Origin of the sequence: Pseudomonas sp. MS15a(2019), from assembly GCF_013277805.1 — a bacterium.
Classification (GTDB): Bacteria; Pseudomonadota; Gammaproteobacteria; order Pseudomonadales; family Pseudomonadaceae; genus Chryseomonas; species Chryseomonas benzopyrenica.
Window position 1 is genome coordinate 15,282 of record NZ_VBTN01000015.1, and the last position, 26,792, is coordinate 42,073.

Consider the following 26,792-nt stretch of genomic DNA (forward strand, 5'->3'; position numbering starts at 1 on the left):
GCTAGGCGTCCCAGCCTGGGGCGCTGTACCACGCATAACAGGCCGCATCCAGTTCCAGCCAGCGGCCCTGGTGGATGACCATCCGCGTCGCCACCTCCGGGCTGGCCAGACCGATGGCCACCAGCAGGCTGCGGATCAGGGCGCCGTTGGCCACCAGCAGGGTGGGACCCTGGAGTTCCTCCAGCAGGGGCGCACCCGTTCGGCGGCATCGGCCTCGCTTTCACCAGCGGGTACCCGAAAGGTGTAGGGCTCGGCGACGCACCGGGCGTGCTGCGCCTTTAGCCTGACCAAGCCGCGCTACCAATACCCAGCGAGGTGGTACCGGAGGCATACGCCGCCACCTGGCTGTGTACTCACTGAGGAGGGCTGCGCCTGGCGCTGGCCGGAGGATCTGCCAGACCACCTGCGTACTCAGATCGAGATAGAGCTGCAGCTGATCGTCGATAAAGCATACGAGAGTTACTTCCTAACCGTGCACGGCTTCGTCCGCGTCGCACTGCAGCTGGGAATCCTCTGCCAGGGGTGCGGCTCGGCCGTTAACTCGGCGGTCTGTTTCGCCCTGCGTATCACTGAGCTGGATCCGATCCGGATCAACCTGCTGTTCGAGCGCTTCATCAGCCACGAGCGAGATGAGCCTCCGGACATCAATGTGGACTTCGAGCATAACCGCCGGGAATCGGAGGCCGACTACCCGCGTGAGCTGGGTAGATACCAACTGCATAGCGATCCTGCGCATTACTGACGTTTGATACGGTGGCAGCAGGCGCTCTTGTACTTATGGGTCGACGCTGGGCGTCCTTCGCTTCAGGCGTCGTTCCTATCACCTATCAACCACTCAGCCATAGCACTGTCTTCCAGCGCATACTCGCCGCGGTTAGCCTTCCAGATCAGCTCTCGCTCACGCAGCACTTCGAGGGCCTTCTGCACATTGGGCTTTGTGGCATTCGGCGCTGCCTGCGCCTCCTCAAGCTTTCGGTTGATCGCTTCGCGCGTCTCTGACGAGAACGGTGCGAAAGACTGCTTGCGCAAGGCCCGCTCGGCGATCACCTCCAGGACAGCACGCTGTAGAGCTGACAGGTCGTTGCAGGCGCTTTCGTAGTCGTTCCAGACGCCCTGCTGATGGTTCAGCGCGCCCTCACGCAGCAGCTCGCCCAGGTTGCCGGCCTCGCCCAGGATCACACGCGTGTCAGAGAGAAGCGCTGTCAGCATTTCCGGCCTGCGGCCGACTAACTCGAAGGCGTACTCCACGTCCTCGATCGCGAACTGGTTGTGCGCGGCGAGACTGCCGTTCCACAGCTCGGTGACAAACTCGACATAGTCACGGCTAAGACGAGGAAATTCGGAGACCCGGGCACCGTAGAAGGGTTGGCCGTTCTTGAGCACCAGGTTGGCCAGCTTATCTCGGCTGGAGCCAGTGAAGACCATCCGGACGCCGTCTTCCTCCTCGCCGCTATTGAGCTGGTCGCGGGCAGCCTTGAGGGCGAACATGGCTGCCACGCCTGCCTCGCTGTTGAGTGCATGCTGAGCTTCGTCGATGATCAGCACGATCATGCGACCTGATACGGTGCGCAGCACTTCCAGTGCCTTCGCCAGGGTAGTACCGGCGGGCAGCTGCGGCCGGGTGAAGTCCCAGCTCAGGGTGCGCAGGAGGTTGAGCTTTTCAATGCCGGCCTTCTTGGCCACCTTGCTCAAGCCAGACTCGTATTCGGCCAAGGCCTCGCCGATGGCGCCCGCGATCAGGTCGGCGGGATCGTTCTGCTTGTCCGCCCACAGGTCGACATAGACAGCGAGCCAACCACGGGCTTCGCAGGCAGGAATAAGGTCGTTCTTGAGGAAGGTGCTTTTGCCGGTGCGCCGCGGCGCCGCGAGGAAGAGCCCTGAGCTATGATCGTGGAAGGTCTCGCCTGCCAGCTCTCTAACCAATGACTCCGCCAGAGCGGTGCGTTTGAAGAGTGGACGTCTCGCGGCCATGGCCAGTATCCCGGAGTATCTGCGTTCGGATACAGTATACCGATGAAGATACTTAAGCTATACCGGCCGGCGCTCATCGCCGCTTGGAGGGTTGCGACAGTAGCGCGACGCCTGCGCACACTGGCGCGGCGCCCGATAGATCTACTGGCCGTAAGTGTTCTCGTATTCGCCCGACCACTTCCATTCGCGTGGTGCTGCTGGTTCTTGGTAGTTGGCGGCCAGCACGTCTGCAAGGTGCGATGGGGTGCAGGGCGTGTCGTACGTTGGCGCAGTTATCCAGCGCTCCAAAGCGCCCTGTAGCTCGGCAAACTCATCAGCACCGATGCCGTCGAAATCCCCAGGCCGGAAGATGTTGCCGTCGACGGCCGTTGGGCTGAGGTCTGCGGACAGGAACATTGCCAGAGCACCACCCACCGGCGCAACGAACAGGGACTCACTGTCGACTTTGGCAATGGTGTCGGCCGGCGCCGCTGCGAGGATCGACGCCATCTGGTTCCAAATCACAAGCAGCTGTTGGAAGACCGGGTCTTCGGCTCTAGAGCAATAGCGGTGGACGCACAGCTGTAGCGGCAGAGCCGGAGTCGAGGAGGTATTGAGGGTCTGCATGGGGAAGCTCCGTCAGCATCGTTGAGTGATGCTGACCAACGTCCCATAGGTCTTCAGATACGCAAGCCGCGAGGGGCTCAGCAGCTGGCGCACCGGGGTAGCCTGACTCGCCTACTGCGACCGCTTTCAGATCCCGTCGAATCCTGCGATCCCGGATCTGAACGGCTTCCACTCTTCCTCTGGCGCGCCGAGCTTGCAGATAGCCACGGTGACCTTCTGGCCAATGGCTGGATCCGGCGGTTTGACGGCGAGATGGCGGTAGGGGGTGTAGTCGGGCACCCACATACTGGAGCTCTGGCTCCGGTGGTATTCCCAGATACCGTACGCGTTGACGGTGCTCACCGAGCGCTCCAGGTTGATTACTCGACCACTTTCCAGATGGATCACCAGCATTGCGCACGCCTCACGAGTTGAGGCGCGATGATACCGCGCGGTGCTGGCATGGCCTGCAGCAGGTCGTCAGGTGACGCAGAGTACGACTACAGATTACGGCTCGCCGGGCGTTGGTGTACCGCACCGCCCGGCGCTGGCAGGTATCTATCACGCAGCAGACGTGGCAGACGACTACAGATTCTGGCCGGCGGGACAGGCGTAGGAAATGAACTCGCCGCCCACCCATTCCTTGCCCATCTCGCCCGGTACCAGCGGGATACCCAGCGTCGCAAAGACCGGCCGAGCACCGGCACATTCCTGGACGTATAGGACGGTGTACGCATAACCCTTGGCATCTGCAATTTCCGCCAGCTCGTTGATGGACACGAAGTGGTCCGACTGGAACGAGTAGTCGAGGCAGGACCACCCATGGCCATGGATGACTCGCGGCCGAGCGCCGGGCGCGGCGAACCGCTTGAAGGCGGTGGCCAAGGTGTCGTCCCGGGCAACCCTGTCCTTGAAGTCGAGGTAGCACAGGAGCGAACAATTCCCGTACCAGAGCGCCTTGATCTGGAAGCCCTGGCGCCAGTTGACCCAGCCTACCTGGCTGGTGATCTGCGGGCTCCACTTCGGAAGTTGTTCCACCGCGGCTTTGAGCTGTTCAACCGGTACCATGTTCGTGTCTCCATCAGGTGATGGCCTACCCTCTCACCGATCCGGAAAACGCAAGGCCCGTCGTGGTCCGCCTGGTGGCATGCCGCTAGACTGGCATGTGCTGCAGATCCCGTGAGTTGCGATGAAGATCTGGACGGACGAGATGCTTGCCTTGCTGGGCACCGAGAGCGATACCGCCCTGGGCGACCGGTGGGGTATGTCGCGCATGACCGTGGCGCGCAAGCGGCAGTCGCTGGCCATCGCGCCCTACGACCTGAAGCAGGGCGGCTTCCAGCGCGAGACGTTGTTCCGGTGGAGCCCGGAGAACCTCGCCCTCCTTGGACAGGAACCCGATGCGACCGTCGCCAGGCGGCTCGGCATCAGCCGGCGCGCGGTCTACCTGATGCGCCTGCGCCAGGGCCTGGCCCCGGCGAAGCGGGCACCGCGGGTGCACAGTCTGCCCCCGGAGGCCGTGCCGCTACTGGGCAAGTTGCGAGACGCCGAGCTGGCTCACCGGTTCGGGATTCCTGACGATCTGGTGTACCGCGAACGCAAACGGCGCGGCATTCCAAAGCTGCAGGTCGAACAGCCACTGAGCGAGGCGCTACTGGCTGAGCTGGGCACCGATAGCGACCGGGCAATTGGCCTGAGGCACGGCCTGCACTACAGCAAGGTGAGGGAGCTGCGCCTGAAGCGCCAGATTCCTGCGTATAAGCGCCCCAATCGCAAGAAGATGGCCGCCGGCGGTAACGCCATTGACGGTGGCCACGGCCGCTAGCCCACCGCCGCTCATAGCCACCTTCCGCTCCTCTGTCTGCTTCTCCCCCGCATAGGGCCTGCCAGTCATCCTTGCCGCCGCTACACTCCCGCGTCGGCGTCACCGGCAGTACGGAAACGCGGCAGCGCCCGCCCGGTGATACCGGCCCTCACCCTCTTACAACGGATCTGAGACCTCATATGCTTCGGCAGCTAGCAGTAGCCCTTGCGTTGACCCTCCCTACCCTCTCCTTCGCCGAAACGATCGACTGCCGCGTAGTGGGCGTGCACGACGGCGACACCCTGACGTGCCTCACTAGCGCCAAGCAGCAGATCAAGGTCCGGCTTGCGGAAATCGATACCCCGGAGAGCAAACAGCCCTACGGCAACCGCGCCCAACAATCCTTGGCGGGCATGGTCTTTTCGAAGGATGTTCGCCGGGACGTCCAGGACACTGACCGATACGGCCGCCGGGTGGCCCGCGTGTACCAGGGCAATACGGACGTGAATGCCGAGCAGGTGCGCCAGGGCGCCGCGTGGGTCTATCGCCAATACCTGAAGGATCGATCGCTGCTGGACCTGGAAGCGCAGGCCAAGGCGCAGAAGCGTGGCCTGTGGGCGCTACCGGAGGCGGAGCGGGTACCGCCGTGGGAGTGGCGCCGCGCCGCGCGTGATCAGCGACAAGATGCGCAAGCTGGAGAGGGCGAGCCGCCGGCGGCAGTACCGCCGAAGCGACCCGCGTCCTTCTCTCAATTTGGCGGTTCGGATGGCACCAGCACCGCGGGATCCTTCAGCTGCACACCACTGAAGGCCTGCAGGCAGATGACGAGCTGTGCGGAGGCGAAGTATCAGCTGCAGCACTGTGGCAACGGCCGGATCGATGGCGACCACGACGGGGTGCCGTGCGAAGCCATCTGCCGGTAGTTGGTGACTAGCGGGCCCGGATGGGGCCTTCTGCCGGATGCTTCGCGGTATGGGCCGCGATCAGCTGGTCGAGGAGGGCGACGACGTCCGGACGGCTGAGCAGCTCACGCCCCACGACCGCTGCCGGTTTGAAGACGCGGCCGGCCTTGCGGGTGTTCCAATCGCCGATCACCACGTGGATGCCCTGCACCTGGCCTACCGGGGGAAGCATGCCCCAGGTCTTGGTGTGGCTGGCGTAGGTGAGCAGGGCGCCAGCGAGTTCCTCGTGCAGCGCCAGGCGCGCCGCGTGATCCTTCGCCGCCTCGTAGCCGGTCAGGGCGTATTGCAGCACGTCCCACGCCTGGATGCCCTTTGGCAGCGGCAGTCCGCCGCGCTGGCATGCGGCGCGGTAGCCCTCGACCGAGAGCTGCGTGACCAACCGGGCGCCGTGCTCCGGATTGACCGAGTAGATCCAGACCGGCACCGTGTTGGTGGGGTTGCCCTGCACCACAGCGTTCCAGTCCGCCTGCTGGGTGGCCGTTTCGAAGCGCTTTCTCTCCGCTTTCTTGATGTCGTCCATTGCCAGGCCTCCTACTCGTCCAGTCCAGTAACACCGGCGCCTTTCCACAGCCGCTCAGCGACCTGGCGGATCAGCACGAGATCGTCCTGTGTGCTTGCCGAGTCGGGTAGATGACCGATGAACGCCAGCTGCGCGATTTCGCGGCAGAAGTCCGGCCGCGAATAACCTGACGCGAGCAGGCCCTGGTAGGCCGTTTTGCCAAGCAGCCGCTCGGCCGCGGCGTCGAAGTGTTTCTGGGTAGCCATGTTCCGAATGCCTCGCGAGTTGTGGGAGATCCGTTCCACGCTATCGAGCATTTGAAAAATGCAACTCGGTACCGGCTGCGGCTCGATGCTAGCCGCGCAGGTCGCCGGCTGCTGCTCCCAGCTACTCACAAATTGAGCTTGAGCACGTTCCCCTTGACGAGGCGCCCCAGCTACATACCCTGCGGCCGCTATTGAGCTCCCTCCTATGAACCAACGAAAGGCAAAGCTATGGCTACCTACATCCTGACCCGAAACGGCTACCCTCCCATCTATCGAGAGGCAGATGGCGCTCCACGTGACTTGCTGGAAATTGCCGAGAGGAACGCCGACCTACGTGCTCAGGTGTTCGTTCAGGACGACTGCCTGACGAAGGAAATCTATCCCGGCTGGCGCAAAAAATATCTCTGGAAGGACTGATTCAGGCCGTTGGTACCCAACACCGATTGACGGTGCTGGTCGAGCACTCCACAGCTCCGGGATCATGCTCACTCGGAGGATTCCAACAGTCGGGACAAGCTGTCGGGTTCTATCCCCCATCCCTCCCCCAGCGTGAAAGTCGGGCGACCGTGAAACCGGTCAGCTTTGCCCATGCTGACACTCATGGCTTCACCGGTGACTCCATGGAAATCGCTAGAGTCGTCATAGTCGATGGAAATCTCCGCGTCGTATCGCTGGAGGAGGTCTCGTAACTCGGTGAGGAATGCGATCCGTGTGGTGTGATCCATCAGTTCGACTCCTGATGGCGTGCGCAGGAAGCGACGAAATGATGGGTGTAACTGAGCAGCGCGCTCCGCGCAGACGCGTCACACAGGTGCAAGTGCTCGTTGGCCACCTTGAACCGGCCCAAGTAATCTAGTCCCTCGAGATCTGCGGCGGCAATCTGCTCTCCGTCAACCAAGGCGGCAACCGCACGCTCCCGCTCCGCGAACAGTTCCTGTAGGACTTTGGGGTGCCTGTTCATCTTGCGCTCGCTCAATACTGATGGAATTGCCTCCTAGGCTAGCGGCCTTCTGGAAAACGCAAACACCGGGCACCTTATCGCTTGTCAGGGACCGCACATCGAAGGAGGGCCAGGTCTGGGCGCCAGCTGCGTTTACCCTGGCACCAGTAGCAGAGTGACACCGCCGGGGCCGCCCTGGATGCAAAGGAAAAAGGACTTTTGAACATGGCAATGAGTGCTGAGCCTGATGATGCGCCTGACTGGCTGGTGCAGAAGCCGCGTAGGGCGCGGCCGGTCGCTTTAGTCGTGTGCCTTGCCGTCGGCGGCCTCGCGACATTCGCTGCCCTGGAGCTGGCCAGCCGGGCGCTGCCAGGTCCATCGACATCCGTAGCTACTGACCGCCCCGCCCTTCGCGCCGAGGCTGCAGCTCATCCTGCCCCAGAGCCGGTCGATACCGTCCGCGGCACGGTCCGCCGCGTTACGCCTTCACCCGTGGAAGGAAATGCGTCAGCCGCGGCGACCCCACCCTCGAACGTCCAGCCGCCGGCAGTGGCGGTCGGCAAGCAGACCGTCTTCAACGACCGAAACTTCACGCCACGAGGGGCCGATAACGTAGTGAGCTTCAGCGAAGCCCCTCGAAGCCTGGCGCCAGAAGAGGCGCCCCCGCAGCCGACGAAGGTCACGGTGGTGCGCCAGACGCCAAGCATGAAGGACCGCGCCTGCTGGCCGTACAAGGCTGGCAGCCTGGAGCATCGCAACTGCCGATCCGCGGTCGGGCTTCAGTACCGGGACTAGCGTCACTGTTGGTCGCCAGCGAGAACTGAGGAGTTCACGCCCAAGGCGAGGTCAATCCGGCGTTTGCCTAGGCCGCTGCCGTGCTGTACTGACAGGGATCTCTCCCTCAGCGCGGCTGGCCGGCGACACTCGCTATCGGGCCGCGGTGAGGAGATAGCTACCACCTTGGCTTGGAGGCCTACGCCTATGCTCTACAACCGCTATCGGATCACCCTGGGCGGGAAGTCATACTCCCCTGAGTTCCAAACGGATCCTCAGTACGCCGCGGCCTGGAAGCGCGTCCTGGAACGCGCCTACGGCCGGGAACACGGTCTGTGCGGATGCCCTGGAGCGGCGAGCGAAAGGTGACGATCAAGCTGCGCGAAGGATCGGACGGCTACCACCTAGCCCGCTACCCTCACAGCGGCCCGGAGCATGCCAATGACTGTCGCTTCTATGCAGCAGCGCCGCAGCGCTCTGGTCTGCAGGGCTATGCCGTCGGCGTGGTGGAAGAAACCGCCGACGGGGGTATGAAGGTGAGGCTCGCCCGGGGCGTACGGCAGCAAACGCCTGGGGAAGCTGCGGATGCGACCCCCTCCCCGCCGGCCGCCCCGGGCGTGAAGAAGCCGGCCATGACGCTTCTGGGCCTGCTGCATCTTCTCTGGTCGGAAAGCCGGCTCACCACCTGGTACCCGGCAATGGCGGGAAAGCGTAATGGGGAGCTGATTTCTCACCTGCTTCACGAATGCGCCGGGCGGGTGTCGGTAGCCCCTCGCATCAAGCTCGACCAGGTGTTGCTGCTGGCCGCTCAGAAAGAGAAGCGGCGCGAGGCGGCCAACCGCGAGATCGCGACGAACGCGGCCTCACGCAACTGGCGGCTGGTCGTCGTCAGTCCCCTGGCCAGGTACGACGAGGAGCGCCACAGCGGCTCGCCGGAGAGATTGCCAGTGACTGGGCCATTCGGGATGCCAACGCTCTACCTGCCCCCTGCCGTATGGGAAACCGCCTCTCGCCGATTCGGACGGGAGCTGGGCGCCTGGCGCAGGGGAAGCCGGGTGATCGCTATCGCTCAAATCGCGCAGCGCCCGGCCAAAGCCCACCAGGCGGATGTGCTCGAGGTGGCGCTGATGCAGGTGAGCGAGCAGTGGATCCCGCTTGATTCAGACCTGGAAGGCAAGGTCGAGCAGAAGCTGCGGGATGAGAGGCGCAAGTTCGACAAGCCGCTGCGTTACGACGCCGACGAATGCGCCGTCTTCCCAGACTTCTGGCTGCTGGACATGCAGCAGGACTTCGCGCTCGAGGTCTTCGGCATGGCCACACCGCAGTACCTGGAACGGCGCGGCACGAAAGAACAGTGGTGCTGCAGCGAGTATGGCAAGACGGGCTCGTGGCGCTGGGACGCGACCCAGGACCCTCGGGGAGAACACATACCGGCGTTCCCCGCGGCATACGTGTCTTCCAGATAGGTCAACGCGAAACCGGGCTAGCAGCGCAAACGTCCGGGCTCACTGTCGGTTTCCGAAATTGCTGCGAAATTCTGGAAACAATTGAACGGAAATTAGCCAATGACAGCAATCGACCCATAGCTGCCGTTCAGGCCCCCAACTGATCGCCGAAACCGTCTCTCCCGACCTGCCTTAGTCAAGCACCTCCGTTGGCTACGGGACCTTTGCTCCCCATGTCGATCAGACACTTGGATCTGCGATGACTTTGATGCCCTAGCTGCCACCGGCGTCTGCTCGCTTCCAAGATCGGCTACGTCTCCAGCGACTTGGTCACTGCGGAGCGCTACTGTGCCCACCTAAATGAGCGCGGCAAATGCAAGAGAGGTCAATACGCCCGCTCGTCTGATTGCAAGGAGCAAAAAATCGATCTGTCGATGTAGCTGGATTAGCTCAAAGAATCTTGAATCTGGAAATTTCACCTTAAATTCACATAAATTCTGCAATTAGGACCCAAATACGCACCACGCCTCATGGAAGTAAAATTTTTACATCTGTCAACCGGTAAACGACCAATCGAGAAATTGCTTGTCGGCGACTAGTGGTAGAACGTGGTCCTCGCTAACACGATATCTTTTACAGCAATAGGTACTGCTCGGGAGCTCATCGATGACTCTTTATTTTCCTATACCTGCATCTCTTGATCGAAAGTATTTACTTGGCGTTCATGTGCTCTTGTCACAAAAAATTGACCAACTGCGTGCTATGGACGTTAGAAGTCCTGACTTTCAGCAGCAATTACGTCACTTCGAGTACATTACAGCGAGAGTTCTTAATTTAGTCGAAGAAGTAAAAACTAGGCTTACTAGTGAAGCGAATCGCATCCAGGAATTGAATGGTGAGCTCATGCTACCAAAGCGCAATTATCACTTAATGAGTGACTCATAAAAGACCAGAGATAACTAGCATGCATGAGAGCCATTGCGCAAGCAGTAATATATCCATTATTACAGCATGGTCAAAACCTTCGGAATTGCCTGAACATCCGCGCTTAAAGCAGCCTCATGTATTTGCTATTCTTGAAAAGCTTAATAGGAGTCTTGCGTCTGCCCAGCGGCGGCATGTGATTGATATTAAAGAGTGCTATTCTTCGTTTAGCCGCGCGACTATTGATCGACTACTGGAAAAGCTGCAGCCCACCTAAGATTATGATATAGCGATGAATGTGTCGCACTAGAAATTTTCTTAAAAAAAGACCAAGGTAATGTATATGAGCCCTCATTATACGCTTGCCCACTCGCAACAATTAGCAAGTAAATTGTCATGCAAACTCATTAACTATACGTTGCTAGTAAGTCCACCCGCTCCTGATGGCGCTATCTTCGCGCACTTGTATTCGCCCTCCAACAATCGCGCACTCACAATCTCCTTTGATGCGCAGACAATCCATAAAGACGATTATATTTGCGAGCGGCTATCTACAATTTCGTAGGAGTCGATATGTTAGCCACGAGAAGCTAGCGGTGATGCTAACCCTGGATGCGGTCTTTATCGCCTCCACCTATGCTCATCGCTTTCTAGCGGGGCTCTGGGCGTAGAGCCAACCAGCTTTCTTCCTGCTGCTCGGTCTGAGACTAGCTGGGTCTATCTGTCCTGACTTCACCGTAAGCGTCCTGCAATGCGGCTACCTCTCCATTGCGACTAATCTTGGCGCCGGCCGCAATTACGTTCGCCTTCACCGCAGGCGCTGGCGTTTTCTGGGCAGTTAAAGCAACCTTGGTTGTCCGGCGCCAGTCCTGTGAACAAATGTGGCGGGTGGCGGCCTTGGCAGTGATCTGCTTGATGCGTTTAGTCCGAGCGCGCGCTATGGATGGCACAGCCCTTCCCATGCCTTCTATCCTTCTAATTCGTGGCGGCATGACTAGCGCCGACCTTTTCATTGCTAGTCTTCTGCTTTCGCCTTTCCGCTTCATCCTTTGTCGCACGCAATCGGTGAGCCATGTACGCTTTTTAGTAGCTACGGGCAAAGTTCACCGCGGATACTGGCCGCAATGGATCCCATCGAGCAGATGTCAAGGATTGATAATGCTGACCCATTATAAGAGGCTGTCTTACCGCTAATGTGGTTTCGAACGATAAGGACCCGATCATCCGGATCATGAAGGCTTCGTCTAAGGGTCACTTCGAAATCGGATGGAAAAAACGCCTGGACGTAGGCATGCAACCTTTGCTCAACTTCATAACGCATGGCTTCATCCTTATACGATCGATGCGTCTAGGCTACCTGCGCTAGGTACGCTTCGATCAAGCGTAAGCGTTAAGCAATTTTTTCAGTGGGAAGCTTTCCTGCTATGTAGGGGAGATGTGCTCAGTCGCTAGTCTTATCGCTACCTCCTCTACCAATTCCTTGATGAGCTGAGTGAGATCTTCGAATTCTCGGAGAATCTTAGCCAGCTTAGGATCATCCATCCTTAATCGGTGAAGCTCATGGAGACGGGCATTGAGGTGGCGATGCACGCAGAGCAGGTATTGCCGCGACGGGCTATCTGGTATAGGTAAGAAGCTTTCCACGACACGTTCTCCAATGCGTGATCCACGCTTGGTTATCGTCCCACTTTCTGCATTCTTTAACGGCCCGCACTAGCGAGCCTTTTGTGCTTTTGGGGTACCAAAAAGGAGCTTTCTGAGCTGGACGGCGGAACCCCGTCATATGGTTCACCGGCAACGGTATTGGGCTTGCTCTGGATCAAGTTCCCCTCCGGGATCAAGTCAGCGCTTGCAAACGATTGCCCTGAACCATATCTGCTTGAGCGCTTGATCAAATGTAACAACCCTCGGGCGCCCAATCTAAAGCGCTAGCGCTCCGGTTAGCCGTGGGTCATGGATGATGACTCGAAAATAGAGCTGCAGAAACTTGTAAAGCAAGGGCGGTTCACGATGGTGAAAGGAAGATCAAATTTTATGCTAGATCGGGCCAGTCCATGCAAGCAGTGAGACCAAGCGTCCACTGATATGTGCCCCACCGCTTTGCAGCAATAAAAGCGATAGCAAACCAGACTCTAGAATTCGCATGTCATCTGATTGCGTACCACGCATCATCGCCTAGCCCGCTAGTGGTCATATCTGTCACCAGGTTCGCTATCCGAAACTGAAGGGCGTTTGTGGTCGTTTCCACCTCGGCGGCCGGCTGATGGGACGGATAGCTCCGTCCCCTAGTCGGGCCCATGCTTGTACTCCCTCACTGAGGAGTAAAAGCCATGAAAGCCATAGCAGTCGTTAGCCACGAGCCTTGGAACAAGGGAAAGCTCGTTGGTCAGAAAGCCCCGCTTAGGATTAGGGATATCTGGGCTATCCGCGTCAGACTCCAGCTTGCGCAGAAAATCAGGGACTTGGCTCTTTTTGACCTAGCGATCGATAGCAAGCTGCGCGCCTGCGACCTCACCAGGCTGCGCGTGCGGGACATAGCCCACGGGGAGCACGTATCACCGAGAGCTATCGTGATGCAGCTAAAAACTCATCGTCCGGTGCAGTTTGAGATCACAGAGCAAACACGCTCAGCGGTGGAGGCTTGGATACGCCATGCCAAGCTTCGAAGCGAGAATTTCCTGTTCCCAAGTAGGCTTGCCCACTCTGAGCATATCTCCACCCGACAGTACGCACGGATCGTCTAAGCCTGGGTGACAGCGATTGGTTTGGATCCAGCCTTGTACGGAACCCATACCCTGCGGCGAACCAAGCCGTCGCTGATCTACCGCAGCACAAGGAACCTTAGGCCCTTCAGCTCTTACTGGGCCATACGAAGCTGGAAAGCACTGTCAGGTACCTTGGCATCGAGGTGGACGATGCTCTGGAGATGGCCGAGCAGACACAGGTTTAGCTGCATGACCTGGCGACGGCCGCGGGGCCGTCGCCATCCGACCTATAGCTGCCGTTTAGGCCCAATAACTGATCGCCGAAACCGCCTTTTTCGAACAGCCCTATTCGAGCACGCCGACTGGCCGCAAAACCTGTGCTTTCCTGTGTCGATCAGACATTTGGATTTGCAATGACCTTGATGCCCTAGCCGCTGATACACGCCTTACCGCTTTGCAGGATAAAAAGGATGGCAAATCAGATTCTAGAATTCGCGCGTCATCTGATTGCGTGCTGCGTATTGTCATCTAGCCTACTAATGGGCACACCTGTCATGGGGTTCGCTATGGATAGTCTCAGAGCGCGGCTTGAGGCACTGGATCCTCCAGTAAAATCTTTTCTGGAATGGCGCGCAGACGGCTGGCTCGTCTGCTTGGTTGACCCTTCCGTTCCTGCCATGGTTTATCGAGTTATTGAATGGTCAGTGATGAACGATCTTGGTCAGACCAATATGATCATCTTGCATGCCGTCAATGAATTAAGACGCAAAGGATCAAATCTCCCGTTAGAAGCCGATACAGCGCTTTTGGCAAGAGGATTGTGAATGAGGATGGCGCAGGCAAAGAAAAGGCCCATATTCCGATATAGGCCTTGGCTCAACACCTTGGGGGCCGGACGAGCCCAAGCAGCAAGCATAGACCACGTTAGTTAAAAGCGTGTGTTTCAGAGATAAAATTCGTTGCATTTGACGTCTAGCGCACGATTTCACAGGAAACGCTTACCCATACAAGGGTGAAGGGTCATGTTAGTAGGTCCCGTGCGCAGCCACAGCAAACGACTAGTCGCCATGACCTCTCTTAATCAATCAATACCTTCCTGGCATCCGCACCACAAGAGTAGTATTTGAGCGCTGAGAAAATGCAATCATTACCAAAAGCCCATTAACCCTGTGACGAGTGAGGCGACGATAACAATATTTGCGAGAAAAAGAACCACCACAGTGATAATGCGAATGCTATTTAGTTTTCTATTACGCTCAAAAGACATTCTCCTGCGTAGACCCATTTTTTTCAATCCGGCCGATCCAAAACCCTAATTCATAAAAAAGCGCTTAATCCAAAGCGCTTAATAATGAAACACGGCTGATCTATTTATAATAGCTCAGTGGATCTTTTAGTAACGGAACTGGGCTACCAAACCTTGGAAAGAAATGGCGAGACGCGAAAGCTCTTGGCTGGATGCAGCTGTTTGCTGGGCGCCAGTCGCGGTCTGAGTGGCCAGATCCTGGATGTTCACCAGATTGCGATCCACTTCTCTTGCGACCTGGGCTTGCTCCTCGGCCGCGCTCGCGATGACCAAATTGCGCTCTTCAATTTCAGCTACACCGCTGGCGATTCGATCCAGGGCTTCACCCGCTTGGTGCGCACGCTGTTGAGTGTCGTCTGCCAAGGCTTTGCTTTTATGCATTGCATTGACCGTATCCTCCGCGCTGGTTCTGACGGTGTTCATCATGCGCTCGATCTCACCGGTCGATCCTTGCGTCCGATGTGCCAGCGCCCGAACTTCATCAGCTACCACAGCGAAACCCCGCCCTTGCTCGCCGGCCCGTGCGGCTTCGATCGCCGCGTTGAGCGCCAGCAGGTTTGTTTGTTCGGCGATACCGCGAATGACATCCAACACCTGACCGATTTCACGGATCTGAACTTCAAGCGTTTGCACCTTTTGAGTCGAGTCGCTGATCTCGCCAGCCATTTCGGTCATGGAGTGCGCCGCCTGTTGTACCTGGTGACGTCCATTCTGGGTTTCGCGACTCGTTTGCTGCGATGCGCCAGAAGTGGTAGCGGCATTGCGTGCCACCTCTTCAACGGCTGCGGTCATCTCGTTGACGGCAGTAGCGGCCTGTTGCACTTCGCTATGCTGACGAAGCTGACCATTTGCCGTCTCTTCGGTCACTGCATGAAGTTCCTCAGCTGCCGCGGCCAGTTGTGTTGCCGCGCTATCCGTCTGCTGGACAGTACTCTTCAGGCTGCTTTGCATGGAGCCCAATGCCTGTAGCAGTTGGCCAGCTTCATCGGAACGGCTGCTGAGGACGGGGTGAGTCAGGTCTCCCTGAGCAACGCGTTCGGCGCTGGCGACAGCCTCGCGGATCGGAGCGACGATGAGACGTGTAATGACGATGCCCAAGGCTACCGCACACAGCACGGCAAGCGCCAAGCCGTCACCCAGCAACCAAAACGCTTCTTGGTAGGTGCTGATCGCAGCAGCGCCTGATTCGCGACCTTGGCGTTGATTGGATTCGACCATGATTTTGAACGACGCCATGAGCTTGCGATAGTTGGGCTGGGCTTGTTCGTCAATCACGCGAGACGCCCCGGCAACATCATTCGCCTTGAGCAGACCTAAGGCTGCGTCCACGCCCGCTAAATAAATTTTCCAATCCCGCTCGAACGCGTCACCTGCCGCCTTTTCATCGCCCTCCAGTGGCGTTGCGCGATACGTGGAAAACGGCTTTTCCACCTCATCCTTATTGGCGATCAGTGATGTCCTTACGCGGTCCCGTTCATCTTGAGGGGCGCCTGCATAGGACATCGACATCAGGCGGAAAAGGTCCCGGTTGTGAGCGATGACGTTGCTCTTGGCGTCGTTGAGCTGTGTGATGGACCGAAGGTTGTTGTTGAGGACTGAATCCAGCAGGGAATTGAGGGTCCGATCCCCTTCATACCCACGGCACCAATGCCAAGGGTAATCAGAGTGCAGAGGCCGAAAGCGATGGCGAGTTTTTTCGCTAGCGCAAGGTTGTTGAACCAGACCATGGGATGTCCTGCTTGAGTGGCTACGAGAGGGGTTTGAACCCTAGTGCCGCTGTAACGGCATGACTAAGCAAGACTTGATGGCCGCTCGGCGGCATCAGCGATCCGGACCAGCTTGAAGGTGGCCTGCGTTCGGGTAAGCGTCAGGATGGCACCCAGCAGTTGGCCGATCACGATCTCGGTACCGGTCAGATAGAGCGTTTGCTCCCTGATCTCACCCCATGCCCTCACCTGATCCAACATGCCATGCCGTGCTATGAACAGACTTCCAGCGATGATTCGACTCGTCAGCCCAAGGTCACCCTCCAAGGGGACCAAGTCATAAGCTGCCTCAGGGTCGAAAGAAAATGGAAGATTCATGTGAGGGCGAGAGTCGACATCTGGAAAGCATCCAAGATAGGTTAGCGAAAGGCGTCAGCGATCGCCCTTTCAAGCGCGTCGAGCAACCACGGCTTTTGCAAATACACCACCTGTGCCGGTAGGTCTCGCCCAATTTCGTAGCCGTATCCCGTGGTCAGGACGGTTGGCAGATCGGGCCATCGACCGAGCAGCAATCGGACCAAATCGGTTCCTTTAAGCTGCCCCGGCAAGAGTTGATCGGTGATGAGCAGGTCGGGCTTGCCCTCTTGAAGAATAGTCACCAACGCGTCATCCGCATTATCGAAGTGGGCGGCCTTTGCTCCGCGATCTGCAAAGAAGTCTTCAAGAATGCTGCTAAGGGTATCGTTATCTTCCACGACAACGATTCGGAAGCTCGACAGATTAAGCATGTGACCGCCGCGATTTTAAGGAAGTTGAGCCGATGCCAATAGGACGGCCTCTATCGGGGGCGGCCCGCCTTGGCTCCTATCCCCCTCATGGATGCCCTCGGGGGATAGCCGCAACCCGCTTGCCGCGCTGAAGACGCGCACAATACTCCGCAGCGGTTCTGGACGCTGGATGTTTCTGCTTATTTCGGGATTTTTCGCCGGAGGTGATTGAGCGAAGCGGCGAGAATGGGGCCTGCGGTCGTCGGCTGTTGGAGCTATCTTCTCAGCCAGCCAAGACGAGCTTAGAATCAGCCGCCAGACCGCTGATCGCAGTGGGTCAGGTGACCGGCTCCACCCGTCACCTGAGTGAAAACGTTGTCGCCTGCTAGCACTCTATTGGCTGCCCCCATAATTTCTGGTGTTTTCCATGACAAGCCCTCAGGTTGCCGTTCTCGTTGTAGAGGACGAACCGCTGCTGTTAGAGCTCTTGACTGAGTTGCTGCGCGATCTTGGGGCCAACGTTGTTGCGGTTGATCGTGCTGATGCAGGTCTGAGTTACCTGGAAGGGCATGCCAGCGAGCTGGGATTGGTCGTTACTGACGTCATGATGCCGGGTCGACTCAATGGCCATGACCTCGCGGTAGCCGTTGCGAATCGGTGGCCAGGCTTGCCGGTCCTTGTCACTTCCGGGTACTCCCCCCTGCAGAACCAGCCGATGCCGACAAACGCGTCGTTTATCGCAAAGCCTTGGACGTTCCAGCAAATGGAAACGGCTGTCAAAGAGCAGCTACCCCGGCTATAGCTTCTTGAGATTTGCTCAGACGGACTTGCTGAAAGGACGCTACGAGATAGCGATCGCCTAGCTGCCACAGCCTGTCCGATTGGTCAGACAAAGCCGTAGGCCCAGACTAAAATCTATCTCTTTATCGTGATAAGCATCTAATTCCGACTCCCCCATTTCCAGCAGGTCTCTCCCTTGCCTACCTCTCCTTCTCGCCTGGCTTTTCTAAACGTACCAGGCGAAATGGCTGCGCTCATGCGCGAAAAAGACTGGTCGCAAACGCCTTTTGGACCCATCGAGACGTGGTCGACGGCGCTTCGCTCGGCGGTAAGCATCTGTCTTGGCTCGCGCTTTCCGATCGTCCTTTACTGGGGTGAGACAAGGGCGCTGATCTATAACGATGCCTGGAGTCCCGTCCCAGGTCGCAAGCACCCCTGGGCGCTAGGACGACCCGGTGCAGAGGTCTGGGCCGAGATCTGGGACATCATTGGACCCATGTTCGACCACGTGATGGAAACCGGTGAGGCGACTTGGTCCGAGGATCAGCTGCTACCGCTGAATCGGTTTGGCTATGTGGAAGAGTGCTATTTCTACTACAGCTACAGTCCGGTGCGCGGTGAGAGTGGAGAGGTAGAGGGCATATTCACGGCCGTGACCGAGACGACCTATCGGGTATTAGCGGAGCGACGTGAGCGCCTGCTTCGTCATGTGTCTGAGGTTACTTCAAGCACGCGGGACGCTAGCGAAGCTTGCATTGCGGCCGTGCAGGCACTGCACGGTTTGCCTGAGGAATCTCCATTCTGCCTGGCCTATCTGCGCGATGCCGCCACCGGCGATCTCAGGCGAGTGGCGGTAGCCGGTCTTGCAGAAGATGACAAACTGGCGCCGCTTCACGTCTCTGCCAATGAAACGGAGACGCCTTGGCCTTTTGCGGATGCTCGTACCGGACCCTGCCTGGACGGGGACCTCAACGGTAAACACGATGGGCGGCTGGCAGGTTTGCCGTGGCCAGAACCAGTAGAAGAAGCTCTCGTTATACCGATCGTGGGCCCGCTTGGCGAAGAGCCTTATGGCTACCTCGTTTCCGGCCTGAGTCCGCGACGCCGATTTGATGCCGATTACGAAAGCCTGCTTGTCCGCGCGGCGGGGCATTTGAGTACGGCGATCAGCAACGCTAAACGCTATGAAGAAGAGCGTAGACGTGCTGAGCAACTGGCGGAGCTGGACCGCGCGAAAACCGCATTCTTTTCCAATGCCAGCCACGAGTTTCGCACGCCTTTGACCCTGATGCTGGGGCCTTTGGAAGACATGCTGGCACGGCCGGATGAGGCAAGGGGTAGCCCGGCGGTAGGACGGCATGAGCTCGAACTTATTCAACGTAATGGGCAGCGCCTACTGCGTTTGGTCAACTCGCTACTCGACTTTTCGCGCATAGAAGCTGGACGCATGCGAGCAAGCTTCGCACCGGTGGATCTGGCGGTTTATACGGCAGAGCTGGCCAGCAGTTTTCGCTCCGCCATGAGCCGCGCCGGGCTCGATTTCCGTATCGATTGCGAAAGCCTTGGCGAGCCGGTCTGGATCGATCAGGAGCTCTGGGAGAAAGTCGTCCTGAATCTGATTTCCAACGCCTTTAAGTACACGCTGGAAGGCGGCGTAAGGGTTCGCTTGGAGCGAAAGGGGGATCTGGCCGTACTGAGCGTGATTGATAGCGGTGTGGGCATTCCCTATAGCGAACTCGGTAAAGTGTTTGATCGCTTCCACCGTATCGAAGGTCAAATCGGGCGGACTCACGAAGGAACGGGTATCGGGCTGGCCCTGGTTAAAGATCTGACCGAGTTACATGGCGGTGAGGTTCGGGTATCAAGCCAGATTGGCGTAGGCACTACCTTCGAAGTCTTGATGCCTTTCGGCTATGGTCACTTGCCAGATGGAAGCCGTGTTCCTGCGCGTGCGCAAGTCTCGACCGCGACCCGTGCCGATACCTTTGTAGCCGAAGCGCTTCGTTGGCTACCGGACTCGGAGGGCACTGATCTGACATCGCCGAGTCTTGGTGATAGCCAAGGTAACGGTGTAGGACAGGGCGAGCGGATCATTCTGGCCGATGACAACAGCGACATGCGCGCCTACGTCGAGCGGCTGCTGCGTGAAGCGGGCTATCAGGTGTTAGCCGTTGCAGACGGTCGTGCGGCCGTCGATGCCGCCCAAGAGTCTCTGCCTGATCTTATCCTCTCTGATGTGATGATGCCGGTGTTGGACGGTTTCGGCGTGATCAGGGCGTTACGAACCGATGAGCTTACCAGCGAAGTGCCCATCATCCTGCTGTCCGCTCGAGCAGGAGAGGAAGCGTCTATCGAGGGCATTGCCGCCGGCGCCGACGATTATCTGGTCAAGCCCTTTAGTGCGCGCGAACTCATCGCTCGTGTAGAGGGTGCCATGCGCCTCGCCCGGTTGCGCCGGGAGACCGCTAATGCACTGCGTCAGGCCAATGAGGTGCTGGAAATTCGCGTCCGCGAGCGGACCCGTGAGCGGGATCAGATGTGGGCTTACAGTCACGATCTGATCGGTATCGCCGATAGTCAGGGTATCTGGGTCAGTATCAACCCAGCCTGGACGCGGCTGTTAGGCTGGAGAGTCGATGAAATCGTCGGCAAGACGTCCGAGTGGCTGGAACACCCCGACGATAAAGAGCGTACGCGCAGTGAGGTCGCAACATTAGCGGCTGGTGCTCCCACCTTCAATTTCGAGAACAGATTTCGTACTCGTAGCGGCACCTATCGTACCCTGTCCTGGACTGCGGTGCCGGAAGGCGGTTTGTTGTACTGCGTCGCCCGGGATGTCACCGCGGAGCGAGAGCGCAGTGTCGAGCTTGAGCAAGCAAAGGAAGCTCTGCGACAGAGCCAAAAAATGGAAGCAATCGGCCAACTGACTGGTGGCATCGCTCACGACTTCAACAACCTGCTCACGGGGATCATGGGCTCGTTGGAATTGCTGCAGCGGCGCCTTGAAGGTCACCAACCGCGCGCCGAGCGCTACATCGGTATCGCTATTGCCTCTGCCCAGCGCGCGGCCGCATTGACTCATAGGCTGCTGAGTTTCGGCCGTCGCCAGGCCCTTGATATGCAGCGCATCGATATGAACCGGCTGGTGACAGGTATGGAGTACCTGATTCAGCGCACTGTGAATGAAAATACGCCATTGCGTTTGAACCTGAGTACTGAGGCGTGGCCGACCTGTAGCGATGTCAATCAGCTGGAAAATGCCCTGCTCAATCTCTGTATCAATGCACGGGACGCCATGCCTCAGGGCGGAGTCCTTGAGGTCTGTACAGCCAATGTACGTAATCCGCAGCTATCTATTGCGGGGGAGCGTTTGGTCGGTGAGTTCGTCGAGTTGTCCGTTATAGATACGGGCACCGGCATTGCACCTGATGTTTTATTGAAGGTCTTCGAGCCGTTCTTCACCACCAAGCCGCAAGGCAAAGGAACAGGGCTGGGCCTGTCGATGGTGTATGGCTTTGTGAAGCAAAGCGGCGGCTACATCGACATCCACAGTGAGCTAGGCAAGGGAACGAAGATCTCTCTGCTGCTACCTCGCTATCAGGGCGAGGCAGCCGACACCGCCAAAGTCAGCAATAGAACGTTGCCTGGGCATGGCGAGCGCGTGCTGGTGGTTGAGGATGAGCCTGGTGTTCGCCTGCTTGTGATGGAAGTTCTGTAGGACCTGGGATACAGCGCTATTGAGGCTGAGGATGCACAGAGCGCTTTAGAGGTTGTGCAACGCGAGCCTCGACTTGATCTGGTGATATCTGACGTAGGCCTACCCGGCATAGGTGGAAGAGAGTTGGTCGAAGAGATTCGACGTCAGCGGCCGGGTATCGGTGTACTACTGATCACGGGTTATGCAGAGGACGCTACAAATGTGCAGCGCTTCTTAGGCCAGGATATGCACCTATTGCAGAAGCCATTCGCGATTGAGGTACTGGGCGCGCGTATCAGAGATATATTGGAAAATCAGGACCAAGGCTGATGCTATGGGATGCGGCCACCACAGATCTAGAGGCGTCAGAAAATTGTTTTCATCGACGGTAATCATTGAAGCTGAACGATGTAACAGAGGTCTGTTGCTGCGTTAAATGGCACAGATACCCTTCGCTATCCGAAGCCGAAGGTGGAGGCACTTTCTAGCCGCTAGCTGCACTACGCCAACAGCTTTGGGGCAAAAGACTTTGCTCCTGAGCGGCTGCTTTGGGTCGGAAACTGACACCAGACTTGCATTCTGGAGATCGCCGGTAGCTTGAAGGTACCTCAAGACTTTCGAGCTACCGCCATGCAGCACGTCGCCCCTACCCTCTTCCGCCCCGCTGACAAACAGGCCATCAGCCTCCTGGATATCACGGCGCCGGCGCGGCTGGTGGAGGCCTCCCTGGCAGAGAAGGTGCGGGCCGCGGTCGCGGTAGTGAAAAGTCTGCTGCAGGCGGGCAAGCACCTGGTGGCCGCATCGTCCTTCGGCAAGGACAGCAGCGTCATGGTCGCGCTAGCCCTGCGAGCGATGGAAGAGCTGCAGGCCGAGGGGTTCGCCGTCCCCGAGCTGCACGTCATGAACAGCGACACCCTGATGGAAAACCCGGTGGTGCACGCCTATGCCCAGGGCGAGATCAAGGCCCTTCGCGCCTATGCCAAGGCCAAAGCGCTGCCGGTACGGGTGTGGATCTGCCGGCCGAACCTCACCGAAAATTGGCTGGTGTCGATGATCGGCGGCCGTACGGTGGCCAGCCTTCCGGGCAACAGCGCCAAATGCCAGCAGCAGTTGAAGAAGGCGCCGCTGGAGCGCACCAAACGCCAGATCCGCGCCAAGATCAAGGCCGAACTGGGCAAGGCTTTCCGGGACGAGGACCTGGTCCTGCTGATCGGCACCCGCCGGGACGAATCGGCGGCCCGCGAGCGGAACATGGAAGCCCGCGGCGAGCGCGCCGATGTCCCTGTCAACACGGCCAAGCCTGGCGAGACCCCGACTTGGGTGCTGAGTCCGATCGCCGACTTCACCACCGAGGACATCTTCTGCTTCCTGGCTGAAGTCACCAACGAGCGCTTTCAAACCTATTCCGACTTCAAGCGCCTCACTGATGTTTACCGGGACGCGGCCGGCGAATGCATGATCAACGTGTTCATCCGTGACGGCGGCGCCGAGCGCAAGACCTCGTGCGGAAGCCGTCATGGGTGCTGGGGCTGCCTGCGCGTGAGCACCGATCGCAGCATGGAGAACATGCTGGCCGAGGAGTCGGGCAAGCATCGTTGGATGAAGCCCCTGAACGACTTCCGCAACTACCTCAAGGCCCGCCACTATGATCCAGCGGCCCGCAACTGGGCGTCGCGCACTGTCGATCCGGATACCGGCTACCTGACGATCGCCGCCAACGCCTATTCGCCGGACTTCTGCCTGGAGCTGCTGCGCTATGCCCTGACGATCGATGCCGATGAGGCCGACTGGGCTATGGCCAACCGCAAGCCGCGGCGCTTCACGCTGCTGGGCATGAAGGAGATCCTTACGATCGACCTGTACTGGGGGCGCTACGCCTACCAGCGCCCGTTCACCGCGCTCAACGAATACCGCGAGATCTGCGAGCGCGGCCGCCGGTACACGATTCCTGAGGCCTACGAGGAGCACCCGCGGTCTGCGCTGAAGGTCGGCCAGGCGATCCAGGTGCCTTTCGCGGATCGCCATTTCACCGGCTTCCATGATGGCCTGCGTTCGGTAAGCGCTGCAGCCGCTGGCGCCGAGCATGTGATCAACAAGGGCGGGGTCTACTACACCCACGTCAACGAGACCCAGGAATTCGATATCGACGACGAGGGGGTGGAGCTGTTCTACGAATTCGAGCTCGACCGCGCGCTCGAGTATTACGGCCCGCACACGGACGTCTATCCCTCAGAGGTCGTTCACTACCTGGCGCGCTTCGGTGTGGTCTCTTTCAAGAAGGGTGGGCACTCTTCCTGGGATCGCATGTTGCGGATTGGCAATCAGCTGCATCGCGCGGGCGTGCGCGACGTACTCAACGATCCAGAAGCGCTGGCTGCGCGGCTGCGCGCGTATGCGGCGTCCGCCGAAAGGCTTGCTGCAGCTGCCCGGCCGCAGGCGGCCGAACGGCCGGCGCCCGCGGTGACAGACTCTGGCCAGTACCTGATGGCTTTCTAGGCTTGGCGCTTCTCCTACAAACGTCAAACGGCAGCTCAGGAGGCGCCCAGGGTGAACAAAGGGTCGGAGTCAGCGGCGAAGTGGACTGGTGCCCGAAGTGCTGCGGCAGGACAGAGAGGCCCGTCAATAGAATTGCTCTCGGGGGAACTCTGTTCCTGTGACCGCCAAATCGGTCGGCTCGAAGTAGGTCGTGGTTTTCATGCCGTGAATCAAAATAGCGTAGCCGAACAGCCTTTCGCCTTCTTCGCTGATACCCAAGATCACGCCCCTTTTCCCATAGTGTTCGTGATCAGCGTTGCAGATTTCGACCTCCTGAAAAAAGCCTATGGTTTCCGCCATCTGGTTGATTCTCTCGCAGAAGAAAGTCGGCCGCAGGAACGCGACTCACCGATTCGAAGGGCTCTGGCACGTGTCACCGACCGGTCGAGTGACCCAGGAGTCTAGTCCGTCTGGGGGCGTGGATTCACCCCTTGCATTCTGGGCGCTCGTGCCATGCTTTAGCCATACCGACACAGCCTTCGCGGGTCGCCATTAGCCCTCTAAAGACAAGCTCAGCCAATCGAACGTAGGAACTGTCATGTCCATCGATCCCCGCCAGAAAATCGAGCATCTGATCCGCCTATCAGCGGGCACGACAGGATTCCAGGGCCGGACCGTACGACTGGACAATGGGCACGTCGCACTGTGCACATCAACGTACAATTACAGCCATGACGACGAGACGCGCCACCTGGTCGCCGAGCGCATTGCACTGCTCTGGAACCTCGCGCGTTCGACCGACCGACCAGCTCTCGCAGCTCGCGTTGCTGCCACGACGGCGGATTTGATATGCGTTTTCTCCTGAGCATCGTCTGGACGGCCATGTGCTTAGCCTTCTTCATGAGGCTCGGCTTCGCCATGCAGATCATGGATCCGGTGGATGTGTTTCTGGACAAGGAACGCTGCGCGGTCGTGAAGTCGTACGGTGCGTCTAGCTGCAAGGTCAGAGGCAGAGCCGAGGGCAACCTCGACGGTACCTGGACCATCACGCTGCCCGAGCCGCCACTGACGATCCAGATGCCAGACGGTCCCATGGCCTATCAGCAGCCGCATTGGCGTCTGCAGGGGGGCAACCTGACCGGTGTCGGACTGTTCGCTGGTCTGATGATCTTCCCTGGCTAGGAACTACCTGATCACCCGGCGCCACCCCGAGCGCCAGGTTGGCGAGTCACCGGTATGAAGCCAGCGGCGGTTTGGGGACCTAGTTGCGCAGGGCATTGATGCCTGGCCGAGATCTCCGCGATGTAGGTACCTACCACAGGCCTTAATGGGCCGTTAACTCTATCAAGATGCGAACCCGCATCTGCAGACGTAATGGAGAGAAAAATGGGCATTGAAGGGTTTAAAGCTACGTGGCAAGCCCAGATTCCTGAGCTAAGTAAGCGTATCAAGGCAAATTGGTACCGCCAGCTTACCGCGGTATCGGCGAGCCCAACGCCAGCCGCAGCCACTGAGGCTGCGCTAATCGCCAAAGGCTATCTGGTTGGCTTGCTGGATGCAGAGGCCATTGATGAGCCCGCGGCAAGCCTGCTGGGTGGGTATCTCGTGCATATAGAACAGGATGTCATGGCACGCCTCGGCTCTTCGTGAAGCCGGCCGAGCGTTCTCCTTCCAATGCTGAAGGCCACGCAATGTTGACCTGGAAAGAGAAGCGCGATGGCCCGCCCGCCGAGGTGGCCGAGCTTCTCGGAACGCTACCCGATGCCGAGTTGGCCAAGAGACTGGGGGTCAACCGACGCTTGATCTGGAAATGGCGCACGGAGCGTGAGATCCCGTCACCTCCACGCGCTACCGTGGCGCCGGCGGTCTTGAGCCCTGACCAGGTAGCGCAACTCGGAAAGCGCTCGGATGGCGAGCTGGCGCGCGAGTTCGGGTTCAGCGACTTCCAGATCCAACAGGTGCGCACGCGGCTTGGCATCCCTCGGCATGTACCGGATCGATCAGAGATGGACGCCTTGCTTGGCACCGTCACCGACCTAGCGATCGGCTCTACGCAATCTGACCGGTGTCGGACTGTTCGCTGGTCTGGTGATCTCTTCCCTGGCTGGGAACTACCTGATCACCCGGCGCCGCCCTGAGCGCCAGGCTGGTGAATCGCTGGCGTGAGGTCGCGCGACATTTCGGCGATGAAATAACACAATGCAAGGATGCCTGCTTGGGCGGCTCACTGCGCGCCAGGCGACTTAGTAGGTTGGTCGGACGTTTCAACTCCCAAGCCAGCTCCTATCACTAAAACCAGCGATGGTGGACGAGGTACCAATGCTCAATTCAGTGCAGAAAAGACATGTAGCCAAGGTGTTCCCAGAATCTCGCGAGCAGATGGCTCAATACCTCCTCGCTGGCGTCGATGTGGTGATCTATCACCAGACCGAATGCACGCCCGATGTTCCTGCGTTTGCAGTCGCGCCAAAGGACGACATCGAATTCTGGATTGGCTGCTGGGACAGTGCGGAAGTGGCGCAGCGCGAAGCTGAGGCCCTCGGCTTGCACGTCGTGCAGTAACGATGACCTCCCTTTCGGCTGGGTGCCCCTACGTTCTGAAGGCCGCTGAATTCCTGGCAGATATCGGCCTCACCGTTCTGTGGCGCCCGGGCGCATCGGGCTTCATCGACCATATCGAGGTCGTTGCCGGGGCGCTGCACCTGGATCCGCGGTGCTCGATCTCGGCACTGCTGCACGAGGCTGGCCACCTGGCGCTAGTGCCGACCCCCTACCGCGCGATGCTGTCCGGAGACGTCCACCGCGCGATCGGCAAGGTGTTCCACGATCCGTCGGTATCGGAGCTGCCTCCGGATCACCCGACACTTCGAGCGCTTCTGCAGGCGAGCGACCCAGAAGCCACCGCCTGGGCCTGGGCTGCCGGCCGCCATCTGGGCGTACCGGATGAGCTCATCATCCTGGATGGGGAATACAGCGGTGGCGGCCGCGACATCCGTCTTGCTTTGGCGGCACGTCGCTACATCGGCATACATGGCTTGATGCACGCCGGTTTCTGCGTCGTCCGCGCTACCCCTTACCGTCCGTTGCCTACCTACCCCGACCTCGCGTTCTGGCTCCAACCGTGAAGAGCCGTCCTGCGCGCCCAGCGTCGAACGCCCCGATGCTGACCTGGAAAGAGAAGCGCGA

At 59.0% G+C, this 26,792-nt stretch carries 27 protein-coding genes and 3 pseudogenes; 18 read left to right on the forward strand and 12 right to left on the reverse strand.

Annotated features, from left to right (window positions below; genetic code table 11):
• Nucleotide 1: 1 nt before the first annotated feature.
• Nucleotides 2-154, reverse strand: a complete 153-nt coding sequence (locus FEZ61_RS21315; protein WP_169886981.1) for a hypothetical protein — start codon at nucleotides 152-154, stop codon at nucleotides 2-4.
• Between the two features lie 198 nt (nucleotides 155-352).
• Here FEZ61_RS21315 and dnaE2 point away from each other — a divergent pair.
• A pseudogene (gene dnaE2, locus FEZ61_RS21320) lies at nucleotides 353-742 on the forward strand (error-prone DNA polymerase); the annotation flags it as partial.
• Between the two features lie 62 nt (nucleotides 743-804).
• Here dnaE2 and FEZ61_RS21325 read toward each other — a convergent pair.
• The 4 genes from FEZ61_RS21325 to FEZ61_RS21340 all read right to left on the reverse strand — a co-directional run bounded on the left by FEZ61_RS21325 (nucleotide 805) and on the right by FEZ61_RS21340 (nucleotide 3,624).
• Entirely contained in the window at nucleotides 805-1,971 is a 1,167-nt protein-coding gene (locus tag FEZ61_RS21325) for a hypothetical protein (RefSeq protein WP_074584855.1), read from the reverse strand.
• Between the two features lie 141 nt (nucleotides 1,972-2,112).
• Nucleotides 2,113-2,577, reverse strand: a complete 465-nt coding sequence (locus FEZ61_RS21330; RefSeq protein WP_074584854.1) for a hypothetical protein — start codon at nucleotides 2,575-2,577, stop codon at nucleotides 2,113-2,115.
• Between the two features lie 126 nt (nucleotides 2,578-2,703).
• Nucleotides 2,704-2,970 carry a hypothetical protein gene (locus FEZ61_RS21335; protein ID WP_074584853.1) on the reverse strand — a complete coding sequence of 89 codons (267 nt, stop codon included), beginning with the start codon at nucleotides 2,968-2,970 and terminating at the stop codon, nucleotides 2,704-2,706.
• A gap of 171 nt (nucleotides 2,971-3,141) precedes the next feature.
• The gene (locus tag FEZ61_RS21340) at nucleotides 3,142-3,624 is read right to left on the reverse strand and encodes a hypothetical protein (protein ID WP_074584852.1); all 483 of its coding nucleotides are present in this window, start codon (nucleotides 3,622-3,624) and stop codon (nucleotides 3,142-3,144) included.
• A gap of 121 nt (nucleotides 3,625-3,745) precedes the next feature.
• Between FEZ61_RS21340 and FEZ61_RS21345 the strand changes: the two genes are divergently transcribed.
• Complete coding sequence (locus tag FEZ61_RS21345; protein WP_074584851.1) at nucleotides 3,746-4,381, forward strand: hypothetical protein; 636 nt, start codon at nucleotides 3,746-3,748, stop codon at nucleotides 4,379-4,381.
• Between the two features lie 209 nt (nucleotides 4,382-4,590).
• Nucleotides 4,591-5,283, forward strand: coding sequence for a thermonuclease family protein (locus FEZ61_RS21350; protein ID WP_242455213.1), 693 nt, complete (start codon nucleotides 4,591-4,593; stop codon nucleotides 5,281-5,283).
• Nucleotides 5,284-5,290: 7 nt separating this feature from the next.
• Here FEZ61_RS21350 and FEZ61_RS21355 read toward each other — a convergent pair whose 3' ends face one another.
• Both FEZ61_RS21355 and FEZ61_RS21360 read right to left on the reverse strand, forming a co-directional pair.
• A complete protein-coding gene (locus tag FEZ61_RS21355; RefSeq protein WP_074584849.1) occupies nucleotides 5,291-5,842 on the reverse strand; it encodes a hypothetical protein in 552 nt (183 codons plus the stop codon).
• Nucleotides 5,843-5,853: 11 nt separating this feature from the next.
• Entirely contained in the window at nucleotides 5,854-6,087 is a 234-nt protein-coding gene (locus FEZ61_RS21360; RefSeq protein WP_074584915.1) for a hypothetical protein, read from the reverse strand.
• Nucleotides 6,088-6,315: 228 nt separating this feature from the next.
• Between FEZ61_RS21360 and FEZ61_RS21365 the strand changes: the two genes are divergently transcribed.
• On the forward strand, nucleotides 6,316-6,504 hold the full coding sequence (locus FEZ61_RS21365) for a hypothetical protein (RefSeq protein WP_074584848.1): 189 nt from the start codon (nucleotides 6,316-6,318) through the stop codon (nucleotides 6,502-6,504).
• A 68-nt stretch (nucleotides 6,505-6,572) separates the two neighbouring features.
• Here the strand turns inward: FEZ61_RS21365 and FEZ61_RS21370 are convergent, their stop codons facing one another.
• The gene (locus tag FEZ61_RS21370; protein WP_074584847.1) at nucleotides 6,573-6,812 is read right to left on the reverse strand and encodes a hypothetical protein; all 240 of its coding nucleotides are present in this window, start codon (nucleotides 6,810-6,812) and stop codon (nucleotides 6,573-6,575) included.
• A 1,354-nt stretch (nucleotides 6,813-8,166) separates the two neighbouring features.
• Between FEZ61_RS21370 and FEZ61_RS21375 the strand changes: the two genes are divergently transcribed.
• From FEZ61_RS21375 to FEZ61_RS21390, 4 genes and pseudogenes are all read left to right on the forward strand, one after another.
• Nucleotides 8,167-9,267: a DUF1173 family protein gene (locus FEZ61_RS21375; protein ID WP_256326430.1), complete on the forward strand. Its 1,101-nt coding sequence runs from the start codon at nucleotides 8,167-8,169 to the stop codon at nucleotides 9,265-9,267.
• 645 nt (nucleotides 9,268-9,912) lie between these two features.
• A complete protein-coding gene (locus FEZ61_RS21380) occupies nucleotides 9,913-10,191 on the forward strand; it encodes a hypothetical protein (protein WP_143008545.1) in 279 nt (92 codons plus the stop codon).
• A gap of 2,309 nt (nucleotides 10,192-12,500) precedes the next feature.
• A pseudogene (locus tag FEZ61_RS21385) lies at nucleotides 12,501-13,120 on the forward strand (tyrosine-type recombinase/integrase).
• 225 nt (nucleotides 13,121-13,345) lie between these two features.
• On the forward strand, nucleotides 13,346-13,699 hold the full coding sequence (locus FEZ61_RS21390; RefSeq protein WP_143008544.1) for a hypothetical protein: 354 nt from the start codon (nucleotides 13,346-13,348) through the stop codon (nucleotides 13,697-13,699).
• A gap of 569 nt (nucleotides 13,700-14,268) precedes the next feature.
• Here FEZ61_RS21390 and FEZ61_RS21395 read toward each other — a convergent pair.
• The 3 genes and pseudogenes from FEZ61_RS21395 to FEZ61_RS21405 form a co-directional block, all read right to left on the reverse strand.
• Nucleotides 14,269-15,908: pseudogene (locus FEZ61_RS21395) on the reverse strand (methyl-accepting chemotaxis protein).
• Nucleotides 15,909-15,971: 63 nt separating this feature from the next.
• On the reverse strand, nucleotides 15,972-16,265 hold the full coding sequence (locus FEZ61_RS21400) for a hypothetical protein (RefSeq protein ID WP_074584844.1): 294 nt from the start codon (nucleotides 16,263-16,265) through the stop codon (nucleotides 15,972-15,974).
• A gap of 41 nt (nucleotides 16,266-16,306) precedes the next feature.
• Complete coding sequence (locus tag FEZ61_RS21405) at nucleotides 16,307-16,675, reverse strand: response regulator (RefSeq protein ID WP_074584843.1); 369 nt, start codon at nucleotides 16,673-16,675, stop codon at nucleotides 16,307-16,309.
• 406 nt (nucleotides 16,676-17,081) lie between these two features.
• Between FEZ61_RS21405 and FEZ61_RS21410 the strand changes: the two genes are divergently transcribed.
• From FEZ61_RS21410 to FEZ61_RS21420, 4 genes are all read left to right on the forward strand, one after another.
• Nucleotides 17,082-17,456 (forward strand): response regulator, encoded by a 375-nt coding sequence (locus FEZ61_RS21410; RefSeq protein WP_074584842.1) that lies wholly within the window; start codon nucleotides 17,082-17,084, stop codon nucleotides 17,454-17,456.
• Nucleotides 17,457-17,690: 234 nt separating this feature from the next.
• Complete coding sequence (locus FEZ61_RS21415) at nucleotides 17,691-21,152, forward strand: ATP-binding protein (protein WP_201973644.1); 3,462 nt, start codon at nucleotides 17,691-17,693, stop codon at nucleotides 21,150-21,152.
• Nucleotides 21,153-21,170: 18 nt separating this feature from the next.
• Entirely contained in the window at nucleotides 21,171-21,461 is a 291-nt protein-coding gene (locus tag FEZ61_RS24280) for a response regulator (protein WP_256326438.1), read from the forward strand.
• A 300-nt stretch (nucleotides 21,462-21,761) separates the two neighbouring features.
• Nucleotides 21,762-23,627 (forward strand): phosphoadenosine phosphosulfate reductase family protein, encoded by a 1,866-nt coding sequence (locus FEZ61_RS21420; RefSeq protein WP_173150407.1) that lies wholly within the window; start codon nucleotides 21,762-21,764, stop codon nucleotides 23,625-23,627.
• Between the two features lie 123 nt (nucleotides 23,628-23,750).
• Here FEZ61_RS21420 and FEZ61_RS21425 read toward each other — a convergent pair whose 3' ends face one another.
• Nucleotides 23,751-23,966 carry an Imm31 family immunity protein gene (locus tag FEZ61_RS21425; RefSeq protein ID WP_064306878.1) on the reverse strand — a complete coding sequence of 72 codons (216 nt, stop codon included), beginning with the start codon at nucleotides 23,964-23,966 and terminating at the stop codon, nucleotides 23,751-23,753.
• A gap of 238 nt (nucleotides 23,967-24,204) precedes the next feature.
• On the opposite strand from FEZ61_RS21425, the gene FEZ61_RS21430 reads away from it, so the two are divergent.
• From FEZ61_RS21430 to FEZ61_RS21455, 6 genes are all read left to right on the forward strand, one after another.
• Entirely contained in the window at nucleotides 24,205-24,471 is a 267-nt protein-coding gene (locus FEZ61_RS21430) for a hypothetical protein (RefSeq protein WP_156522258.1), read from the forward strand.
• Nucleotides 24,456-24,788, forward strand: a complete 333-nt coding sequence (locus FEZ61_RS21435) for a hypothetical protein (protein ID WP_064306879.1) — start codon at nucleotides 24,456-24,458, stop codon at nucleotides 24,786-24,788. Before FEZ61_RS21430 ends, FEZ61_RS21435 begins: the two co-directional genes overlap by 16 nt.
• Before the next feature lie 204 nt (nucleotides 24,789-24,992).
• Nucleotides 24,993-25,256 carry a hypothetical protein gene (locus FEZ61_RS21440; RefSeq protein ID WP_064306880.1) on the forward strand — a complete coding sequence of 88 codons (264 nt, stop codon included), beginning with the start codon at nucleotides 24,993-24,995 and terminating at the stop codon, nucleotides 25,254-25,256.
• Between the two features lie 41 nt (nucleotides 25,257-25,297).
• Complete coding sequence (locus FEZ61_RS21445; RefSeq protein ID WP_064306881.1) at nucleotides 25,298-25,744, forward strand: hypothetical protein; 447 nt, start codon at nucleotides 25,298-25,300, stop codon at nucleotides 25,742-25,744.
• Nucleotides 25,745-25,925: 181 nt separating this feature from the next.
• Nucleotides 25,926-26,168 carry a hypothetical protein gene (locus FEZ61_RS21450; RefSeq protein ID WP_007163063.1) on the forward strand — a complete coding sequence of 81 codons (243 nt, stop codon included), beginning with the start codon at nucleotides 25,926-25,928 and terminating at the stop codon, nucleotides 26,166-26,168.
• A gap of 2 nt (nucleotides 26,169-26,170) precedes the next feature.
• Nucleotides 26,171-26,731, forward strand: coding sequence for a hypothetical protein (locus FEZ61_RS21455; protein WP_064306882.1), 561 nt, complete (start codon nucleotides 26,171-26,173; stop codon nucleotides 26,729-26,731).
• Nucleotides 26,732-26,792: the final 61 nt, after the last annotated feature.

Coding starts and splice junctions, on each gene's coding strand:
- FEZ61_RS21335 (WP_074584853.1), bottom strand. CDS start 2,970: ATGCTGGTGATCCATCTGGAAAGTGGTCGAGTAATCAACCTGGAGCGC.
- FEZ61_RS21345 (WP_074584851.1), top strand. CDS start 3,746: ATGAAGATCTGGACGGACGAGATGCTTGCCTTGCTGGGCACCGAGAGC.
- FEZ61_RS21325 (WP_074584855.1), bottom strand. CDS start 1,971: ATGGCCGCGAGACGTCCACTCTTCAAACGCACCGCTCTGGCGGAGTCA.
- FEZ61_RS21415 (WP_201973644.1), top strand. CDS start 17,691: ATGCGCGAAAAAGACTGGTCGCAAACGCCTTTTGGACCCATCGAGACG.
- FEZ61_RS21410 (WP_074584842.1), top strand. CDS start 17,082: ATGACAAGCCCTCAGGTTGCCGTTCTCGTTGTAGAGGACGAACCGCTG.
- FEZ61_RS21405 (WP_074584843.1), bottom strand. CDS start 16,675: ATGCTTAATCTGTCGAGCTTCCGAATCGTTGTCGTGGAAGATAACGAT.
- FEZ61_RS21390 (WP_143008544.1), top strand. CDS start 13,346: ATGGCAAATCAGATTCTAGAATTCGCGCGTCATCTGATTGCGTGCTGC.
- FEZ61_RS21450 (WP_007163063.1), top strand. CDS start 25,926: ATGCTCAATTCAGTGCAGAAAAGACATGTAGCCAAGGTGTTCCCAGAA.
- FEZ61_RS21380 (WP_143008545.1), top strand. CDS start 9,913: ATGACTCTTTATTTTCCTATACCTGCATCTCTTGATCGAAAGTATTTA.
- FEZ61_RS21430 (WP_156522258.1), top strand. CDS start 24,205: ATGTCCATCGATCCCCGCCAGAAAATCGAGCATCTGATCCGCCTATCA.
- FEZ61_RS21330 (WP_074584854.1), bottom strand. CDS start 2,577: ATGCAGACCCTCAATACCTCCTCGACTCCGGCTCTGCCGCTACAGCTG.
- FEZ61_RS21355 (WP_074584849.1), bottom strand. CDS start 5,842: ATGGACGACATCAAGAAAGCGGAGAGAAAGCGCTTCGAAACGGCCACC.
- FEZ61_RS21420 (WP_173150407.1), top strand. CDS start 21,762: ATGCAGCACGTCGCCCCTACCCTCTTCCGCCCCGCTGACAAACAGGCC.
- FEZ61_RS21425 (WP_064306878.1), bottom strand. CDS start 23,966: ATGGCGGAAACCATAGGCTTTTTTCAGGAGGTCGAAATCTGCAACGCT.
- FEZ61_RS21435 (WP_064306879.1), top strand. CDS start 24,456: ATGCGTTTTCTCCTGAGCATCGTCTGGACGGCCATGTGCTTAGCCTTC.
- FEZ61_RS21445 (WP_064306881.1), top strand. CDS start 25,298: ATGTTGACCTGGAAAGAGAAGCGCGATGGCCCGCCCGCCGAGGTGGCC.
- FEZ61_RS21455 (WP_064306882.1), top strand. CDS start 26,171: ATGACCTCCCTTTCGGCTGGGTGCCCCTACGTTCTGAAGGCCGCTGAA.
- FEZ61_RS21400 (WP_074584844.1), bottom strand. CDS start 16,265: ATGAATCTTCCATTTTCTTTCGACCCTGAGGCAGCTTATGACTTGGTC.
- FEZ61_RS21365 (WP_074584848.1), top strand. CDS start 6,316: ATGGCTACCTACATCCTGACCCGAAACGGCTACCCTCCCATCTATCGA.
- FEZ61_RS21440 (WP_064306880.1), top strand. CDS start 24,993: ATGGGCATTGAAGGGTTTAAAGCTACGTGGCAAGCCCAGATTCCTGAG.
- FEZ61_RS21360 (WP_074584915.1), bottom strand. CDS start 6,087: ATGGCTACCCAGAAACACTTCGACGCCGCGGCCGAGCGGCTGCTTGGC.
- FEZ61_RS21340 (WP_074584852.1), bottom strand. CDS start 3,624: ATGGTACCGGTTGAACAGCTCAAAGCCGCGGTGGAACAACTTCCGAAG.
- FEZ61_RS21370 (WP_074584847.1), bottom strand. CDS start 6,812: ATGGATCACACCACACGGATCGCATTCCTCACCGAGTTACGAGACCTC.